This is a genomic window from Loktanella sp. D2R18, from assembly GCF_003318235.1.
Lineage (GTDB): Bacteria > Pseudomonadota > Alphaproteobacteria > Rhodobacterales > Rhodobacteraceae > Yoonia.
Genome location: NZ_QOCG01000020.1, coordinates 1 through 18,665 on the forward strand (window position 1 = coordinate 1; position 18,665 = coordinate 18,665).

The following is an 18,665-nucleotide window of genomic DNA, read 5'->3' on the forward strand; positions in this document are numbered from 1 at the left end:
CGAAATGGGGCTTTCGTCCGGATTGCAGTCATCGAGGTCGGTCGCGGTCAATGTCCGGTTTGGGTTAAAAATGCTTGGTGTTTGACGTGGCCCATTGATCGAATCCAGAAAAAACGCCTGCAAAGGCAAATGGCGTGCGACCTTTCCACACAAATCATTGTGTTATGTTCGTAACCTAATTGGAACTTTGGCTCCGCCGCACAATATAGGTAAGTGATCTTTCTCAATCCGAAAAGCGTTTAACATGTCCCAACAACCTTTACGTATCGATATCATCTCAGACGTTATGTGCCCTTGGTGCATTATCGGCTATCGCCAATTGGCGCAGGCGCTAGAAGACACTGGGACCCCGCATGAAATCCACTGGCATCCGTTTGAGCTGAACCCCGATATGCCCGCCGAGGGGCAAAACATGCGTGAACATGTGGCCGAAAAATACGGATCGACCCCAGAAGAATCGGCCCAGTCGCGGGTGCAGTTGAAACAATTGGGCGATGAACTTGGCTTTGCATTCGCGTTTTCCGATGACAAACGGATGCACAACACTTTTGCCACCCATCAACTGTTGCATTGGGCGGGTGAGCAGGGCCGCAAGCACGGTTTGAAAATGGCACTGTTTTCGGCCCATTTCACCCACCATCGTGATCTGTCAGATACCAACGTGTTGGCTGATATCGCCGGCGAGAGTGGGTTTGAACGGGATGAGGCACTTGCCGTGCTAGAGGACGGCCGTTTCGCAAATGCAGTGCGCGAACAGGAACAATTCTGGATGCAGCAAGGCATTCGCGGTGTCCCAGCGGCAGTATTTAACAGAAAGCACCTCGTGACCGGCGCGCAAGGCGTCGAGAACTACACGCATATATTGGGACAGTTAAAGGGCGCGTAATACGGCCATGTAGCGGGCGGGAGTTCCCCCGCCCAAGTGTTTAATTTAGCAAACCTGCATGCACCATCGCGGCGCGCAGTTTTTCTTTGGTTCCATCCGTCAGAGCGGTAAGTGGCGAACGCACGTCTTCACTGCAAAGCCCCAGCAAAGACATGCCGTATTTCGCGCCTGCAACGCCGGGTTCGGTAAAGACGGCTTCGTGTAGTGGCATCAGCCGATCCAATTGGGTCAGTGCGGTGGCATAGTCGCCCGCCAATGTGCTGGCTTGGAATTCGGCACACAGCTTGGGTGCGATATTGGCCGTGACCGAAATGCAGCCTAGTCCGCCATGGGCGTTAAAGCCCAGTGCGGTTGCGTCTTCGCCAGACAGCTGCAAGAAATCTGTGCCACAAGTCATACGTTGGGCCGGCACGCGTGACAAATCGCCAGTGGCGTCTTTGACGCCGACAATCATGTCCAGTTTGGCCAGCTTGCCCATCGTTTCAGGTGTCATATCCACAACTGAACGACCCGGGATATTATATATGATAATCGGCAGTCCCACGGCAGCGGCGTCGCTAAAATGCGCGATCAGACCAGCTTGGGTCGGCTTGTTATAATAAGGCGTGACAACAAGGGCCGCATCCGCGCCCGCAGCTTTAGCAGCTTCGACAAGACGCACGGTTTCGACTGTGTTGTTGGACCCAGCGCCGGCGATCACGGGGATGCGACCGGCGGCTTCTTTGACGACGGCGGCAACAACGGCATCATGTTCCGAGTGTGTCAGCGTTGGGCTTTCGCCAGTTGTACCGACGGGGACCAAACCGTTTGAGCCCTGCTCAATATGCCAATTGACGAGCTTCTTGAGCGCATCAATGTCCACTTGGCCGTTGTTAAACGGCGTGACGAGGGCGGGGAGTGACCCTTTGAACATAACGCGCTTCCTTGTATGTGAGGGCTGAATCGCCCGTATAAAATCGCGCGGACACTAGACGGGTTTGTGCCGATTGCCAAGTTTGTGAGTTGTTATTGCGGCTACCTACGTTAGTTTATTTTTTGAACAAGCAATACGGTGGTTTTGATGCGATATTTATCTTTAGCACTTGCATTCTCTTGCGCGGCCGTTCGCGTTGCCGCGCAAGAGGTTGATCCAACCGCTGTGGCTGCAATCGCGACAGCGGACGTCGATTGGGACGCCGCGCAGACATTGGCGGCGCAAGCAGATTTGGTGACCGTTGATGTCTTGGCTTGGTTGCGTTTGTTAGACGGCGAAGCGCCGTTTGCAGACTATGTGACCTTTGTTGTGGACCATCCTGATTGGCCCGGATTGGATCGCCTTCGCAAAGTCGCCGAGCCAATGATCCCGTCGGATCATCCTGCAGATACCGTGGTTGCATGGTTCGCAGAGGATGCCCCCCAAACGGGCGAAGGGGCGCAACGGCTAGCGGCGGCGTTTTTCGCAAACGGTGAAGATGAACGCGCCAACGAGACTTTACGCAAAGCTTGGCTGGAGTTAGGCCTGACGGATGACGGGCATGCGGCGCTGATTAACGCCTTCCCTGAACAACTGGCCCCTTACCACGCCGCGCGCGCAGATGCGATGTTGTGGCGCTCGCGGCGTGGTGATGCGAGGCGAATGTTGCCTTTGTTAGCGCCTGATCAACGCGCCGCTGTCGCCGCGCGGATCGGCTACATCGCGGGCACGCGGAACATGTTACCGCTCTATAATGAGGTGCCCGCCTCCCTGCGCGAAGATCCCGGTTTTGCATACGCCCGCTATAGCTGGCGTGCGCAGCGCGGGGATTGGACGGATGCTGTTGAGATGCTTGCCGATCGGTCCACCAGCCGCGCCGCCTTGGGCGAGCCGTTTCGGTGGGCTGGCTGGCGGCGGGTGCTTGCCCGATGGGAAATGCGCGAAGGGCGCGCCGATCAAGCCTATGCTTTGGCCTCTCGGCATTATTTAGATGAAGGTGCCACCTATTCGGATTTGGAATGGCTGTCCGGCTATATCGCGCTGACCTATCTGGGTGACCCTGCACGCGCATTGACCCATTTCGAAAATGCGGCCGATGCCGTTTCAACTCCGATTTCGATCAGCCGGATGCAATATTGGCAGGGGCGCACCCATGAGGTGATGGAGAATGCTGATTTAGCGGCGCTGGCTTATGGTGCTGCAGCCAATCATCAAACGGCGTTTTATGGATTATTGTCCGCTGAAAAACTTGGGCGTCCGCTTGACCCGATGCTCGCTGGAACCTCCGTCGATTGGGAAGGCGCGCCTGTCTTTGACCAACAGGTTGTAAAAGCCGCTTTTATCTTGCTTGCGGGGGGCGAACGTGGCGCGGCAGTGACGTTTTTTGCGCATCTTGGCAAGACTTTACCCCCAGAAGAATTGGCCCAGATTGGCGCTTATCTCGATCACCTTGACGAACAGTATTACACGCTGTTGCTGGGTAAGGTGGCGGTCACACGTGGGATCGTAATTCCAACGATCTACTACCCGATCCATGATCTTGCGCAGATGGACCTCCCTGTAGACCCCGTGCTGGCCTTGTCGATTGCACGGCGCGAAAGCGAATTTAACACGACTGTCGGCAGTCCGGTTGGCGCGTTAGGGCTAATGCAACTGATGCCCGGCACCGCCGAAGAAGTCGCGGGTGAACTTGGTCTGCCCTACGCACGGGCCAAAGTGATTAATGATTGGCGCTATAACGCGACGCTTGGCGCGCAGTATTTGGCGGGGCTACAAGAACAGTTTGGCCCGACGCCAGTGATGGTTGCAGCGGGTTATAACGCGGGCCCGGGGCGCCCACGCACATGGATGGAGGAACGTGGCGACCCGCGTTTGCTTGAAATGGATGTTATCGATTGGATCGAACACATCCCATTTCGCGAGACGCGGAATTACGTCATGCGCGTCACAGAAAGCCTGCCGATTTACGAGGCCCGATTGACGGGTGAGACAGGCCCAGTCGCCTTTACAGACCTACTAATTGGCAAAAAGCCGTTGTTGCGCCCGGTCGCCCGCCCCGAACAATTAGGCCTTTTGCCGGGCACGCCACAGGGTGAATAACCCAGCCCCAATAACAATCGCGCCACCCAAGGCGACATTCGGGCGGATGGTTTCACCCAAGACAAACACGCCAATCGCGCTTGCAAAGACAAGTTGCAAATAGGCGAAGGGCTGGACTGAACTTGCCTCTGCGACCTCGTAGGTTTTGATCAAGAGCCAATGCCCTACCGCGCCTGTGACACATAGGGCAGCCATCCAAGCCCAATCGTGGGTCAACATTGGCTCCCATGACCGTGCGCCGATAATGGTCATCAACACGGCCCCCGCTACACCGGTCCAAAAGAACGAGGTGGCGGTTTTATCTTTGCGCGCAGCAAAGCGTGTCAACAACCCGTAAAGCGCAAACATCAGCGCCCCGATGACTGGAATTATAGCGGCGGGCGCGAAAACACCGTAACCCGGTTGCAAAATGACCAAGACGCCGACGAACCCGATTGCAATGGCGGCCCAGCGTCGCCAACCGACCTGTTCGCCTAGAACCGGGCCAGATAGTGCGGCGATCAACAGCGGGTAGCTCGCAAAAATGGCATGGCTTTCGACCAGTCCCAACATCACAAACCCGGTGATCAGGATGCAAATTTCACTCGCAAGCAAAAGCCCGCGCGTGATCTGCAAGATCGGTTGTTTGGTTGCCGCTGCCGCTTTGATCGACCCGGTTTGCCGGGTTGCTATGGCGATAACGAAAGCCGCAAAAAACCAGTATCGGATCATGACGATCATCAGCACATTATATTGCCCAGCAAGATGGGTGGATATCCCGTCTTGGATCGCAAAAACAAAAGTGGTCGCGATCATTAACATAATCCCCAGGCGGGCGTTATTTTGCATCGGGCATCCTTGCCTGTGTCATATGACGTTTGCGACCAAAGCCGGGGGTGCGGGTCACATCGAACCCGGCTTGGGTCAGGCTTTGGCGGACATGACCCGCCGCGCTATAGGTTGCTGCGGTGCCGCCCGGCTGCGTGTGGTCGCCCACGGCCCGGAGTAGATCAGCTCCCCAAAGTTCTGGGTTTTTGGCAGGCGAAAACCCATCCAAAAACCATGCATCGGCGTTATCGCCCCACGCAGGGAGCGTTTGCCGCGCGTCTCCGATGATCACATGCAGCACTGGTCCGTCAGGCAATTGGATCGCACCCGCATCCGGTTTCCAATGTGCGAGCAGTTTGGCCGCATAGTCAGCGACTTCGGGAAAATGGGTGAGCGCAGCGCGCATGTCTTCAATCGCCATTGGAAAGGCCTCGAATGACGTGAAACTGATCTGGCCGGGACGCCCTGCTTGATCCCAAAGCGCCCAAGTGACCAACAGGTTCAACCCGGTGCCAAAGCCAAGTTCTGCGATCTGAAAATTACCCCCAAACCGCGCGGGCAGGTCATTGCCGTCCAAAAACACGTGCCGTGTTTCGGCCAGCCCGTTATCAAGCGAATAATATGGATCATCAAACTGTGTCGAGATCGGCACACGGCCGTCCCGCCAGTCGAGATCTGCTGTCTGGTTTGTCATTGCGTCATGCCTTAAAGCTTGGGCCATCTTTGGGCGGAAGGATCAAGAATGGCAACGGCTGATGTGACAGTCATGGGCGCGGGCGTGTTTGGGCTTTCGGTCGCGTATGCCTGCGCGCAGCGCGGTGCGCGTGTAAAGGTGATTGATCCAAACGGTGTCGCAGCTGGGTCAAGCGGCGGTGTCGTTGGCGCACTGGCCCCACATGTTCCTGAAAACTGGAATGAAAAGAAAGCGTTCCAATTCGACAGCCTGATTTACGCAGAACGGTTTTGGAATGAGGTATCCGCGCTCACCGCGGCCGATGTGGGCTATGCGCGCTCTGGCCGGTTGCAGCCATTGGCGGATGCGCGCGCGGTTGAATTGGCGCAGGACCGGGCCGTGACAGGTTCTGAACTTTGGGAAGGCAAAGCCTTGTGGGAGGTTATTGCGACCCCTGACAGCACATGGATGCCTCAATCGCCCAGCGGGTTTATCGTGCGTGATACGCTGTCGGCGCTGGTGCACCCACGCCGCGCGACGCGGGCGTTGGCGGATGCTGTGATTGCGCTGGGCGGGACGGTGGCAACATCGGGTGATGCTGTGGGCCAGATTGTTTGGGCAACAGGTCATGCGGGTGTGATGGAACTTGGTGGCGGCGGGGTCAAAGGGCAGGCAGCACTGCTTGCCTTTGACGCGAAACACCAGCCCCAACTTTTCGCAGATGCACTGCATATCATCCCTCATTGCGATGGCACTGTCGCAATTGGGTCAACAACGGAACGCGATTTTGATAATCCGTCCACGACCGACGACCAACTTGAAGATGTGCTGAGCCGCGCGCGCGTCGCTTTTCCGGTATTGCGCGATGCGCCTGTGATTGAGCGCTGGGCCGGGGTGCGTCCACGCAGTCGCAATCGTGCGCCTATCTTGGGGCATCATCCCAATCGGCCTGGTGAATTTGTGGCAAACGGGGGCTTTAAGATCGGGTTCGGTATGGCCCCAAAGGTTGGCCAAGTGATGGCCGATTTGGTGCTGGACGGACAGAATGTGATTCCAGTAGATTTTAGGCCGTAGGTGCCTATTTATTTAACCGATCCATAGATTTACGGTACAGTTCCTTGTTAAGTGTGATGAACTGTCGAATCAATCGCGCCATGAATCCGGAATCATTGCCGCGCAGATACACATACCCCGATAGCGCAGCAAACAGCGCGCCGACCGCATCCACGATCAAATCGCCCATCGTATCCATCAGGCCCGATTTTTGCATGTTGAGCCCAAAGACCTGATCCATCGTGAATTCGAACACTTCCCATGTGGCACCAACGGTCATGGCTACGCACAACGTCATAAACGCGATGGCGCCGGGTGGGGCGGCGAAACGATCGCCTTCGAATAACATAAAGACAAACAAGAACCCCATCAGCCCAAACCCAACTGCTGACCCGCCATGCAGCGCAATATCCCACCACCAGTAGCGTTCGTAGAAATCAAAGGCCTCGCCCATGAACACAGTGGCAAACGTAAAGAGCGTTGTCGCGACCAAGAACGGCAGGGGCAGGGTCAAGTGCAAACGTGACGCCAAAAACACAGGCGCTATAGCGAGGGTCAATGTACTGAATGCAACAAATGCAAGCGACCACCTTGCGGTGAACAAGGCGACGATCGCAGCAATAAAGAGCAGCCCCCATAGCACCAGTAGGACGCGATTTTGCTGGAGAACCTTATCTATGATCATCGCATAGCCTTTTCATATTCGGTGTTCATCCCCATCTATCATAACATGGGTACATCAAATAAGAGCCTTCGGGTCGCAAGTTATAATATCCGCAAGGCTAAAGGGCTGGACCGCAAGCGGGATCCAATGCGAATTGTTCAGGTTTTGAACGGGTTGGACGCTGATGTGATCGCGCTGCAAGAGGCCGATTTGCGGCTTGGCGCGCGCCCCAGTGCAATTGCGCGCAGTGTTATTGCCGCCGAAACAGATTTCGAAATTGTGCCCGTCGCGCGCAATGCGGTCAGCATTGGCTGGCACGGCAATGCGATATTAGTCCGTAAGGGTATGCATATTGGCAAAGTCACTCATATCGACCTGCCGGGGCTGGAACCGCGCGGGGCCGTCCGCGTTGATCTGCCCGCATTCAGTTTTGTCGCGGCCCATCTGGGGCTGATGCGGCGGCACCGTGTGCGGCAGTTGCACGCGATTGCCAAAGCATGTGACGGCGCTGACCGGGTGATTGTTGCAGGGGATTTCAACGAATGGTCCCCGCGCAAAGGGTTAGAGGCTTTAGGCGATTTCGCCATCCACGCCCCCGGCCACAGCTTCCACGCTGCAAGGCCCATCGCCGCACTTGACCGGATCGCAATGTCAAAAGGTTTGGAAATGCGCGACGCAGGCGTCGTTCAAGAAGGCCCCGCGCGCCATGCGTCAGATCATTTGCCGATTTGGGCGGATGTGGTTTAGCGGGAATAAGTGTCGCAAATGATCACTATGATCGGGTTTTGACAGTTTTTTGCTAAACTATGAGTATCGGCATTATGTATTTGATAAATATTAGGGAGATTCGATACGTGCCCAGTTTGAAACCTATTTACACTATGGTCATGTTCGCACCGCTTGTCATACCTACACTGGCACTATCTGAACCCGTGACGCTAGGGTATTGGGCCAGAGTCGAACTCCTTATGCTCGATAAAGAGAATGCTAGTTTCGAATGTACGGGCAACGATGTTCCTGCTCAAATAGAGGTTAATCAAGACACGCCTGTATTAATCTCCGCGAACTTTCCTACTTCCCTTCTAGGTCAGCCGGAAACGCCTAGTATCACAGTAAGACGTGGAGCCGAGGTTTTGCCAGAGCGCGTCGATAGAACGTTAACTGGGTTCAGAAACGATGATTGGAGCATGACGGTAACTGGAAAAATAAATTTTTGCGTCGGACCTGCGCGGCTTCAGGTGATGCAAGGAAATTTTGATGTTTCTGCGCATCTAGGGAAATATACGGGAGATATCCTTAGTACGGATACCGTGCGGCAAGGTTTGCATATTGAATATAAGGTTAACACTTCGGGCACAGAGTTAATACACGCTTTTTACGCGGACGGTGAAGATCACCCACCATATATGAATGCTCAATTTGTTGGTCCTGCCTCAGACGGGGAAGCACGAATTTTGGGGAGGTTTGACTTTGTCGAAGATCAATTATCGGTCAAATTCACAGGCCCAAGCGATCTTGAAGGTGTTACCCACCATACGAGCCTAAATGTTACGTTGATACTGGTAGAAGCAAGCTCAGAGTAGATTGTAGTCTCAATATGTAATCATATCAGCTTGGCCGTCGCCCTTTTCTGAGATATTTCTATCGATCCTGGTTAGAAGAAAGATTGCGGCAACTACTTTCCCAGCCCCAGCGGCATGTGCCGGTTTACGTCTTTATAGAGCAGATAGCGGAACGGGCCGGGACCGCCTGCGTAGCAGGCTTGGGGGCAGAAGGCGCGTAGCCACATGAAATCTCCGGCTTCGACTTCGACCCAGTCTTGGTTCAGCCGGTAGACGGCTTTGCCTTCGAGCACATATAGCCCATGTTCCATCACGTGGGTTTCGGCAAAGGGGATCACCCCCCCGGGTTCCAAGGTGACGATGTTCACATGCATATCGTGGCGCATATCGGCGGGGTCGACGAAACGGGTCGTCGCCCATTTGCCATCAGTGTCAGGCATTTCGACTTTGGTTGCATCGGCATCAGAGGTCACGAAAGGCTCTGGCGCGGCGATCCCGTCAACGGCTTGATATAGCTTGCGTACCCAGTGGAGTGTTGTGGGGGTGTCGGTGTCATTTGTCAGCGCCCAATCGCAACCTGCTGGCAGATAGGCGTAGCTTCCAGTTTCTAACGCGTGTGTTTCATCGCCGATCCGCAGAGAAAACCCGCCCGCGACGACAAACAGGACGCCTTGCGCATCTGTTTCGGGTTCAGGGCGGGTGCTGCCGCCACCGGGGGCGACTTCCATGATGTATTGGCTGAAGGTTTCAGAAAACCCCGACATGGGTCGTGCAATCACCCAAGCGCGTGTTTTTTCCCAAAACGGCAAATTGCTGGTGACGATATCGGTCATCGTCCCTTTGGGGATCACTGCGTAAGCATCAGTGAACATGGCGCGGTCGGTCAGCAATTGGGTCTGCGGGGGCAGGCCGCCTTTGGGGCTATAGTACGGTGCGTTGGTCATGGATGTCTCCCTTAAGGGCAGTTAACGCGTGCTACGGCCAAAGCGAAAGGGCTAAGCGTCGATAGGATTATTCGGTTTTCTTTGAAGGTCGTATCAAAGCGATTTGAGCGTGATACCCGCGGTTTGCAGATGGTCCCGAATTCCGCGTGCCATTGCGACAGCTGCGGGCGTGTCGCCGTGCAGGCAGATCGTGTCAATTTGGCAGGGAATGTGCTTGCCGCTTTCAGAAATGATTGCACCAGCGTTAAGCATATCCAAAATGCGTGGCGCGGCGATGGCGGCATCATGCAGCACGGCCCCCGGTTTGCTACGATCGACCAAAGTTGCATCATCGTTATAGGCGCGGTCTGCAAAAATCTCGCCAGCCCATGCGCAATCGAGATCACGCACAACGGATTCCATCGCCGTCGCGGCAAGCACCATAATCGTGATGTCGGGATCAACCGCGAGGGCGGCAGTATAGCAAGCACGCGCTAGGTCCGCATCAACGCTGGCCATATTTGACAGCGCGCCGTGCAGTTTCAGATGTTTGACCGTGCCACCCGCGCGTCGGGCCATGGCATGCGCCGCACCCAGTTGATAGGCCACAGCGTTGGCGATTTCATCGTGTGAAAGCGGCAATTGTCGCCGCCCAAACCCCTTAAGATCGGCAAAGCCCGGATGCGCCCCGATCCCGACGTTATTTTTGACCGCGCGCGCCATTGTCCGCGCCATCACATCAGGATCGCCCGCGTGAAACCCGCAAGCAATATTGGCCGAGGTCACGATGTCGAGTAGGGCTGCATCATCGCCCATTGCCCAAGGTCCAAAACCTTCGCCCATATCGGCGTTCAGATCGACGGTGCGTGTCATGATGTCCCCAAGCTATAGTTCATTGCCAGCGGTCACGCCGCTGATCAGTTGATAGCTAAGTAAATCCGCGATGTCATGCGGATCGCGGATGATTGGCGTAACTTGGGCGCGCAATGCCGCGAGCGTTGCTTTGTCAGACGTCGCGGTTGTATCGGCTTCCTGCACCGTCACAAATACAAAGCGCAGTTTTGTGCCCGGGGCCGATTGTGCAACAATCGGAAGGTCAGCCGGCAAAACCGTCCCAATTCTTGGGTAGCCACCGATTGTCTGGCATTCAGCTAACAAAACATAGGGTACCCCGTCGCCCGTCATTTGGATGTCGCCGGGCACGATCAGGTCAGACGTGATGTTCAAGCCACCGCTCAGTGTAAATCCGTCACCGTCATAATCGAGCCGAACACCTTGCCGATTGCCGCGTGGGCTGCGGGTGAATTGTGTCTTTGTAAATCGCGCAGGTGTTTGGGCGTCAAAATAGCCGGTTTGCGGGCCGGGCATTACGCGCACCGTGCCGCCTGCACAGCGATCATCGGGGGTGAGGCGCACAGGCGGCGCAAGCGGTGTCGTATCTTTGCCAAGTGGCAGTGTCGCCCCTGCCTGTAAAAGCCCACCAATTGCAGCCGTCAGATGTGCCGCGCGGCTGCCCATGATCTGCGGAGTGGCGATGCCGCCTGCGAAAGATAGATACCCATATACCCCCTGCTTTGCCCCGCCGATGGTCAGCTTTTGGCGTGCACGCAGCAGCACGGCCGTATTCTGCGGCACGGGTGCACCGTCGATGCTGGCCTGCATTTGTGCACCCGTCAGCGCGATGCGCGTATCGCGGTCCACGCTAAACACACCGCCAAAACCCATCATCTCAAGCCCGGCTTGGATCGGTGTATCAAGGATCGCGGCAGCCTCAAGAATTGCACGGCGGTCAGCGGCACCCCCTGTCGAAAGGCCCTGTGCGGTCCAGCCGGGACGACCCAAATCTTGGACTGTGACGCCGGGACCGATACTATGGATCATCAAATGGGGCATCAGGTCACCGCCGACACTTGCGCGCCACCGTTGGTGTCACTGCGGTTCTGAAGCGCGGTCAATTCCGCATCCCCCACGGCACAAAATTGCACGGTATCGCCGGGCTGGAACGCAAAGGGTTTCGCCGCATCTGGCTGATAAACTTGAAAGGCGGATTGCCCGATATGCCGCCACCCTGTCGGCGCATCGGCGGCAAAGATAATCAATTGGCGCACGGCCACAACCAAGGCCCCATTGGGCATCTGGGGGGTGAGTTTTGATTGGCGCGGGATGTCCCAATGCTGCGGCAGCATCCCTAAATACGGCTGTCCCGGTGCAAAGCCAAGCGCGATGACACGCAATTTTTGCGTGGTGATTTCTGCGATTGCTTGGTCTTGGGTAACGCCAGCGAGTGCCGCGGCTTCGGCCAATTGCGGTGCGTGATCCGGGCCAAAGGCGACGGGTATTTGCCACAAACGATGCGGTGCACTGTCTTTGGCGGCAGGGTTTGCCAGAAGGTGGGTTAGCTGGGTTGTGATGTTTGCGCGGTCGGTCAGGGCGGGGTCAAATCCGACTCTCACAGAGGTAAGCGATGATGCAACCTCGGTCACGCCTTGCAACGCGGCAGCTTTTACTTGTCTGGCAAAGGCTATCGCGCGGGTATTTGCGGCCTCGGTCAAGGTGCGCGCAAACCTGATCAACACCCCATCAACGCCAAGTGGGCAAATTTCAGGGTCGGTCATGTGCAAGGATCAATCGGGCCATCCCGTTTGACCCAATCAGAAAACCCGTCTTTCAGGTGTGCGGCCTCAAACCCCATGTCGTGCAATGTGGCGACCGTCAGCGCGGACCGCCAACCCGAAGCGCAGTGAAACACGAATTGTTTGTCTTTTTGCGCAAAGATGTCTTTGAAATAGGGGCTATCAGGATCAATCCAAAATTCGACCATGCCACGCGGGCAGTGGAAACTGCCGGGAATGGCCCCGCTGCGTTCGCGTTCGCGCACATCGCGCAGGTCAACGAATACGATATTGGGGTCATTTGTCATCGCGATGGCATCGCTCGTGTCGATTTCTGTGATCTTAGCACGCGCTGCGGCCACCATTTGGGCGGCCGTAACCTTAAGTTGTGGCAAAGCTTCTCTCCAGCACCAATTTCGTGCCGATACTATGCGTGGCCTTCAAGAGAATATCCAGATCAGAATAAGCCGTTCGGTGATTGGTGATGTTCACACGGATCACCGTGTTCCCATTGAGCACAGTCGTGGATGGTGCCGCGACCCCATCAAGCTGCAGTTGAATAACAATTTCGGCGTTCAAGCGGCTGAGATCGACATCAGGGGCCGTAAAGCGGAAACAACAGATATTGAGCGCAACAGGCGCGCAAAGTTCAAACGCGGGGTCTGCATTGACTTTATCAGCCAAATATTGCGCCTGATTGCAGTTTTGCGTGATCAACTGCCCCAGCTTATCTGTGCCATGTTCCGACAATTGCGCCCAGATTTTCAACGCACGGAACCCGCGTGACAGCTCTGGTCCGTATTCGGTTGGCCACGGGTTGCCAGCGGCCAAACCCCGATCTGCGGCAGCCAAATAATCTGGCCGTTCTGAAAATGCCCGGCGATGCGCGTCTTCGTCGCGGATCAAGATGAACCCAGCGTCGTAGTTCACATGTAACCATTTGTGGAAATCAAACGCGATACTATCGGCACGCGTCAGCCCGGTCAGGCGCGGTTTGATCTTGTCGCTCAGAATCGCGGTTGCGCCAAAGGCCCCATCGACATGGAACCAGAGGTTCTCAGTCGCGGCGATATCGGCCAATGTATCCAGATCATCGATTGCACCGACATTCACTGCACCCGCGGTCCCAATGATGGCAAAAGGGGTCAGCCCTGCTGCACGATCCGCGTCTATTGCAGCCTGCAAGGCGACAGTGTCCATTTCAAACGCATCGTTCACCGGGATTTTGCGCAAAGCATCGCTACCAAGGCCCAACATATCAAATGTCCGTGCGACACAAGAATGGGTCTGGGTTGAAGTATAACCGACCAAGCCGGGCTGCACGCCGGATGCGCGCGTTGCAAAATTGTTCATACGGTCGCGTGCGGATTTGAGCGCGATCAGCGTGGCAATAGAGGTGCCAGAGACGACCAACCCACTGGCTGTCTCAGGAAATCCGAACATCGCCTTGCACCAGCTTACGACCTGCTTTTCTATATATATGGCACCGTGATCACGCCCACCAAGGTTTGCGTTCATCGCCCCGGCAACCATATCAGCAATGATATTGGATGGGGTGCCTGACCCGTGGACCCACCCAAAGAATCGCGGATGGGTATTGCCGACGCCATAGGGCAATAGAGCTTTCATCTGCGTATCTGTTTGGGCAGCGTCGCCCTGTACCGGGATCGGTGGCAGCGTCTTCAGGTCGTCCGGCGGTTCCGTCCAGACCCGACCTTCGCCTGCGTGGGCCATTTGATCAATGGCGCTTTCAAGCATTTGATGTGCGCGTGCACGGAAATTGTCCCAGTTATCAGGGTCAAGCGAGGGGATGTGCTGGATATCAGTCATGCGCCAAATAGGAAGGTTGGAGCCGAAAATGACAAGCGATGAAATCACTTTTTTGAAATACTGAAAATTTGCTTTATCTGGTATGTGGTCGGCGTGTTCGCACGAGATACGCTGGTGCAATTGACGTAACTGCCGAATATGAATGAGCGATATGCATTGTTGTGTCGGATTTTCGTCGGTGACGCACTGGTAAACGAAGCTACGCGGCCCTAACTATGACAAAATTATGCGCAGCGCGATGACTGCCAAAACCAATACTTGGGCCAAAGGATTACAAAATGTCACAAGATGGGGCTCCGAATTTGACGGGCAAGTTGACGTTTGATGGCGATAAGGGAGCGGGTCGGTCAAAATGGGTGGCCATTTTGATGGGGCTCGCGATGGTTGGTTGGATGGGCAGTGGTCAATTCGCGCCAGAGGCCCCAGAAGAAGAGACCGCCGAAGACGCAGCGCCGAGCCTTGTGACCGTGGCCGTAATTCCGTCTGTTGCGCAAGATGTACAGCTGGTGCTCACCGCTGAAGGACAATCAACGCCAGATAGATCCACCCAAATCCGCGCGAAGGCAAATGGCCAAATCATGTCGGTGCTTGTCGAACGCGGTGATCTGGTGACTGCGGGCCAAGAAATCGGCCGCATCGATGCCGAAACAATAGAGGCGCAGGTCTTACAGGCGCAAACCCAATTGGCCCAAGCCACGCGCGACTATAACAATGCTGTCGCGCTACAAGATCGCGGCCTTGCTACCGAAGACCGCGTTTCTGCCGCGCGCGCTGCCGAGGCCTCCGCAGAAGCTGCGGTTACTGCAGTGGTCGAACAGCTTGATAACACGATTATCACTGCGCCATTTGCAGGCCGTTTGAACGATATGACTTTGGACGAGGGTGAATTTGTGAACAATGGCGATGCGGTGGCCGAAGTTCTAGACAACGACCCGTTGACCGTTGTTGTGCAGGTCCCGCAACAAGCGCTGTCGCGATTGAACAAAGGCGACGCCGCGCGGGTGTCTTTCATCACGGGCGAAGAGCGCGCGGGTGTCATTGGCTTCATCGGCAGTAACGCAGATGCGCAGACGCGCACCTTCCGCGTCGAAGTGACAGTAGACAATCCAAATAGCGAAATGCCTGCGGGGCTGAGCGCGCGTATCGAAATTCCAACCGGGCAGGCGCGTGGTCACTTTATTTCACCGGCGATTTTGTCGTTGGGCACCAGCGGTGATCTCGGCGTAAAGACAGTGGCCGAAGGCAATATTGTGGCCTTTAGCCCCGTAACGATCGTCCGGGCGCAACCCGATGGCATTTGGGTGACAGGCTTGCCAGAAGCGGCCGACATCATTTCTGTCGGGCAGGGTTTTGTGACGGCAGGTGACAGGGTGAACCCGCAGCCGCCTGTTGCAGCACAATCCGCGGATGCGTCACAATGAACGCGCTCATCGATGCGGCGTTCAAACGCAGCAAAGTCGTTCAACTGATCCTCGTATTCCTGCTGATCGTGGGGGCCGCGTCATATGTAGGGATCCCTAAGGAAAGTAACCCAGAGGTTCCGATCCCGATCGTCTATGTTTCGACAAGCCTAGACGGGATTTCGCCTGAGGATTCAGAAGACGTTCTTGTTGGCCCGATGGAAGTCGAGTTCGCTTCGCTGACGGGCTTGAAGTCCATGACTGGGACCGCAAGCGAAGGCCATGCAAGTGTTCAGCTTGAATTCGAAGCGGGCTTTGATTCAGACGAAGCTTTAGACAAGGTGCGCGAGGCCGCTGACAAAGCCGAGAACGAACTGCCTCAAGACGCGAACGTCACGGTGACTGAAATCAACACCGCGCTGTTTCCGATTTTGACGGTGATCCTGTCCGGTCCAGTGCCCGAACGAACGCTCAACACTATCGCCGAAGACCTCAAAGACGATATCGAAGCGCTGGGCGGCGTGCTCGAAGTCGACGTGGGCGGTAAGCGTACCGAGTTGCTTGAAGTTCTCATCGATCCTACGGTTTTTGAAACCTACAACCTGTCCTTTGATGAATTGATCAGTTCAATCACCCGCAATAACCAGTTGATCGCTGCGGGTGCTATCGAAAGCGAAGCAGGGCGGTTGGTGTTGAAGGTGCCGGGACTGATTGAAGACCTCGAAGACGTGATGGAACTGCCCGTGATGGTGCGTGACCAGACGGTTGTGACCTTTGCTGACGTCGCGACGATCCGTCGTACATTTGTGGACCCAACTGGGTTTGCGCGCATCAATGGCCAGCCCGCGCTTGCGCTTGAGATCAAGAAACGGTCTGGCGCGAATATTATTGAAACCGTGGCCGCAGTGCGCGAAGTGGTGACAAAATCCGCCGAAGCATGGCCTGAAAGCGTGCAAATCCGCTATACGCTTGATGAAAGCGAAACCGTGGTTTCGATGCTGTCGGATCTTGAAGCCAACGTGATTGCCGCGATTTTCCTTGTGATGGTCGTGGTTGTTTACGCGCTTGGGTTCCGGTCGTCGATCTTGGTCGGGCTTGCAATCCCCGGCGCGTTCTTGACCGGCGTCGCGGCATTGTTTTTGATGGGCTACACGATGAACATCGTTGTGCTGTTCTCACTCATCCTTGTGGTGGGGATGCTGGTGGACGGCGCGATTGTGACCGTTGAACTGGCGGACCGGTACCTGCACGAAGGACAATCCCCTAAATCGGCCTACGCACAGGCTGCCAAGCGGATGGCATGGCCGATTATCGCATCGACGGCAACAACGCTATGTGTGTTTTTGCCCCTGTTGTTTTGGCAAGATATTGTTGGTCAGTTCATGAAATTCCTGCCGATTACAGTGATTGCAACATTGGCCGCATCGCTGTTTATGGCGCTGATTTTCATTCCTGTGATGGGGGGGCTGATCGGTAAGCGCCAACCGCAATCTAAGAAAGCCAAAGCACAGATGTATGCGGCGGAACGTGGTGATCCACGCGATATGACCGGCTTTATGGGCGGTTATGTCCGTGTTCTTGAATGGTCGCTGCTACGCCCATGGGTCACGCTGAGCTTTGCAATTATGGCGCTGGTCGGATCGTTTGTGGCTTATGGCACGTTTGGCAACGGCTTGACGTTCTTCCCATCGGTTGAACCGGATTACGCCCAAGTTGAAGTGCGCGCGAAGGATAATTTTTCCGTCTACGAACAAGATGCATTGGTGCGTCAGGTCGAAGACAAGCTTGAGGCTTATGACGAAGTCGCCAGCATCTATGCGCGGTCTGGGTCAACAAGCAGCACGGGTGATGTGATCGGGTCGATCCAGCTTGAGCTAAAAGAATGGGATACGCGTCGCCCCGTTGCGCTCATTGCCGAAGATATTCGCGCAGATATGGCACAAATTCCGGGCATCGATATTCAGGTGCAAACTGACTCTGGTGGTCCGGGTGGCGGAAAACCGATCAATCTGGAAATTCGCGGTAACAATGCGGCCGATCAAGAAGCGGCGGTGCAAATTATCTTAGATGAGATGGAGCGCATGGGCGGGTTTATTGACGTTGTCGACAGCCGTCCTAGCCCCGGCGTGGAATGGCAGATTAGCGTTGATCGGTCTGAAGCCGCGCGCAGTGGCGCCGATGTTGCCCTGCTTGGGCAAGCGGTACAGCTGTTAACACGCGGTATTACGGTCGCGGACTACCGCCCCGATGACACCGATGAAGAAGTCGATATCGTTGTGCGTTTTCCCGCAGTTGACCGGACTTTGGCAGAACTAGAATCGCTGCGCGTGCCGACGGCATCGGGGCTTGTGCCAATCTCGAATTTTGTGTCGTTCATTCCAGCGCCGCGCAGTGGGATCATCACACGCATTGACCAAGAACGCGTCGTGACAATCTCTGCGGATGTCGCACCGGGCGTGCTTGCCAATGACCAAACAGTTGCGCTTGAGGAAACATTACCGAGCTTGGGCGTTCCTGCTGGGATTGAAGTCAAATTTGGCGGCGAAGCCGAGGATCAAGCATCATCGATGATCTTTTTGATGGGCGCGTTTGTAGCCGCGATTGGGCTGATGTTTGTGATCTTGCTGACGCAATTCAACAGCTATTGGCAGGCGTTCATCGTGATGTCCGCGATCATCTTTTCCATCGCTGGCGTGCTTGTCGGCCTGATGGTGACGGGGCGACCGTTTGGCGTTGTTATGGGCGGGATCGGTGTGATTGCGCTTGCCGGGATCGTTGTGAACAACAACATCGTGCTGATAGACGCATTTAATGAATTCAAGCGCGACGGGTTGTCATCGCTCGAGGCGGCTTTGCGCACAGGTGCGCAACGTTTGCGTCCGGTTGTGTTGACCTCTGTCACAACGGCGCTTGGGCTTATGCCGATGGTGATCGGGTTGAACATCAACTTCTTCACCCGCGAGATTGTCTATGGCGCACCGTCTAGCCAATGGTGGACCGAACTATCAAGCGCAATCGCGGGCGGTTTGGTTTTCGCGACACTGCTGACGCTATTGGTGACCCCGGCAATGCTGATGCTCGGCGAACGGCGAGCATCACGGTCGGTTGGGAATGCGGCACCGATGCCCGCAGAATAGTGGTTCAAGCTAACAAAAAGGGGCGCGGCCAGTGATGGTCGCGCCCCTTTTCTGTAATGTCCTGCA

General features: G+C 55.6%; 17 protein-coding genes. 7 read left to right on the plus strand and 10 right to left on the minus strand.

The features are described from left to right. Positions 1-244 precede the first annotated feature (244 nt). The gene (locus DS901_RS11210; protein WP_113777043.1) at positions 245-886 is read left to right on the plus strand and encodes a DsbA family oxidoreductase; all 642 of its coding nucleotides are present in this window, start codon (positions 245-247) and stop codon (positions 884-886) included. A gap of 40 nt (positions 887-926) precedes the next feature. Here the strand turns inward: DS901_RS11210 and dapA are convergent, their stop codons facing one another. Continuing rightward, positions 927-1,799, minus strand: coding sequence for a 4-hydroxy-tetrahydrodipicolinate synthase (gene dapA, locus DS901_RS11215; protein WP_113777044.1), 873 nt, complete (start codon positions 1,797-1,799; stop codon positions 927-929). Between the two features lie 147 nt (positions 1,800-1,946). Between dapA and DS901_RS11220 the strand changes: the two genes are divergently transcribed. Continuing rightward, on the plus strand, positions 1,947-3,938 hold the full coding sequence (locus DS901_RS11220) for a lytic transglycosylase domain-containing protein (RefSeq protein ID WP_258546708.1): 1,992 nt from the start codon (positions 1,947-1,949) through the stop codon (positions 3,936-3,938). On the opposite strand, the gene DS901_RS11225 is transcribed toward DS901_RS11220, so the two are convergent. Continuing rightward, positions 3,903-4,766 carry a DMT family transporter gene (locus DS901_RS11225; RefSeq protein WP_113777045.1) on the minus strand — a complete coding sequence of 288 codons (864 nt, stop codon included), beginning with the start codon at positions 4,764-4,766 and terminating at the stop codon, positions 3,903-3,905. The two genes, DS901_RS11220 and DS901_RS11225, sit on opposite strands and share 36 nt — an antisense overlap. Further along, positions 4,756-5,439, minus strand: coding sequence for a tRNA (5-methylaminomethyl-2-thiouridine)(34)-methyltransferase MnmD (gene mnmD / locus DS901_RS11230; RefSeq protein WP_113777067.1), 684 nt, complete (start codon positions 5,437-5,439; stop codon positions 4,756-4,758). The genes DS901_RS11225 and mnmD overlap by 11 nt, the downstream gene beginning before the upstream one ends. 48 nt (positions 5,440-5,487) lie before the next feature. On the opposite strand from mnmD, the gene DS901_RS11235 reads away from it, so the two are divergent. Further along, positions 5,488-6,492: an NAD(P)/FAD-dependent oxidoreductase gene (locus tag DS901_RS11235; RefSeq protein WP_113777046.1), complete on the plus strand. Its 1,005-nt coding sequence runs from the start codon at positions 5,488-5,490 to the stop codon at positions 6,490-6,492. A gap of 4 nt (positions 6,493-6,496) precedes the next feature. Here the strand turns inward: DS901_RS11235 and DS901_RS11240 are convergent, their stop codons facing one another. Then, positions 6,497-7,156, minus strand: a complete 660-nt coding sequence (locus DS901_RS11240; protein WP_113777047.1) for a hypothetical protein — start codon at positions 7,154-7,156, stop codon at positions 6,497-6,499. A gap of 45 nt (positions 7,157-7,201) precedes the next feature. Between DS901_RS11240 and DS901_RS11245 the strand changes: the two genes are divergently transcribed. Both DS901_RS11245 and DS901_RS11250 read left to right on the plus strand, forming a co-directional pair. Further along, positions 7,202-7,882: an endonuclease/exonuclease/phosphatase family protein gene (locus DS901_RS11245; RefSeq protein WP_113777048.1), complete on the plus strand. Its 681-nt coding sequence runs from the start codon at positions 7,202-7,204 to the stop codon at positions 7,880-7,882. 221 nt (positions 7,883-8,103) lie between these two features. Continuing rightward, entirely contained in the window at positions 8,104-8,718 is a 615-nt protein-coding gene (locus tag DS901_RS11250; RefSeq protein WP_147249908.1) for a hypothetical protein, read from the plus strand. A 92-nt stretch (positions 8,719-8,810) separates the two neighbouring features. Here DS901_RS11250 and DS901_RS11255 read toward each other — a convergent pair whose 3' ends face one another. The 6 genes from DS901_RS11255 to DS901_RS11280 all read right to left on the minus strand — a co-directional run bounded on the left by DS901_RS11255 (position 8,811) and on the right by DS901_RS11280 (position 14,062). Further along, the gene (locus DS901_RS11255) at positions 8,811-9,641 is read right to left on the minus strand and encodes a bifunctional allantoicase/(S)-ureidoglycine aminohydrolase (protein WP_113777050.1); all 831 of its coding nucleotides are present in this window, start codon (positions 9,639-9,641) and stop codon (positions 8,811-8,813) included. Positions 9,642-9,734: 93 nt separating this feature from the next. After that, positions 9,735-10,493 carry a LamB/YcsF family protein gene (locus tag DS901_RS11260; protein WP_113777051.1) on the minus strand — a complete coding sequence of 253 codons (759 nt, stop codon included), beginning with the start codon at positions 10,491-10,493 and terminating at the stop codon, positions 9,735-9,737. Positions 10,494-10,505: 12 nt separating this feature from the next. After that, complete coding sequence (locus tag DS901_RS11265; protein WP_258546709.1) at positions 10,506-11,501, minus strand: biotin-dependent carboxyltransferase family protein; 996 nt, start codon at positions 11,499-11,501, stop codon at positions 10,506-10,508. 11 nt (positions 11,502-11,512) lie between these two features. Then, positions 11,513-12,235 (minus strand): 5-oxoprolinase subunit B family protein, encoded by a 723-nt coding sequence (locus tag DS901_RS11270; RefSeq protein ID WP_113777053.1) that lies wholly within the window; start codon positions 12,233-12,235, stop codon positions 11,513-11,515. Next, the gene (locus DS901_RS11275; RefSeq protein WP_258546710.1) at positions 12,232-12,627 is read right to left on the minus strand and encodes a rhodanese-like domain-containing protein; all 396 of its coding nucleotides are present in this window, start codon (positions 12,625-12,627) and stop codon (positions 12,232-12,234) included. Before DS901_RS11275 ends, DS901_RS11270 begins: the two co-directional genes overlap by 4 nt. After that, a complete protein-coding gene (locus tag DS901_RS11280) occupies positions 12,614-14,062 on the minus strand; it encodes a pyridoxal phosphate-dependent decarboxylase family protein (RefSeq protein ID WP_113777068.1) in 1,449 nt (482 codons plus the stop codon). Before DS901_RS11280 ends, DS901_RS11275 begins: the two co-directional genes overlap by 14 nt. A gap of 278 nt (positions 14,063-14,340) precedes the next feature. On the opposite strand from DS901_RS11280, the gene DS901_RS11285 reads away from it, so the two are divergent. Both DS901_RS11285 and DS901_RS11290 read left to right on the plus strand, forming a co-directional pair. Continuing rightward, positions 14,341-15,483: an efflux RND transporter periplasmic adaptor subunit gene (locus DS901_RS11285; RefSeq protein ID WP_113777055.1), complete on the plus strand. Its 1,143-nt coding sequence runs from the start codon at positions 14,341-14,343 to the stop codon at positions 15,481-15,483. After that, positions 15,480-18,599 carry an efflux RND transporter permease subunit gene (locus DS901_RS11290; protein WP_113777056.1) on the plus strand — a complete coding sequence of 1,040 codons (3,120 nt, stop codon included), beginning with the start codon at positions 15,480-15,482 and terminating at the stop codon, positions 18,597-18,599. The genes DS901_RS11285 and DS901_RS11290 overlap by 4 nt, the downstream gene beginning before the upstream one ends. Positions 18,600-18,665: the final 66 nt, after the last annotated feature.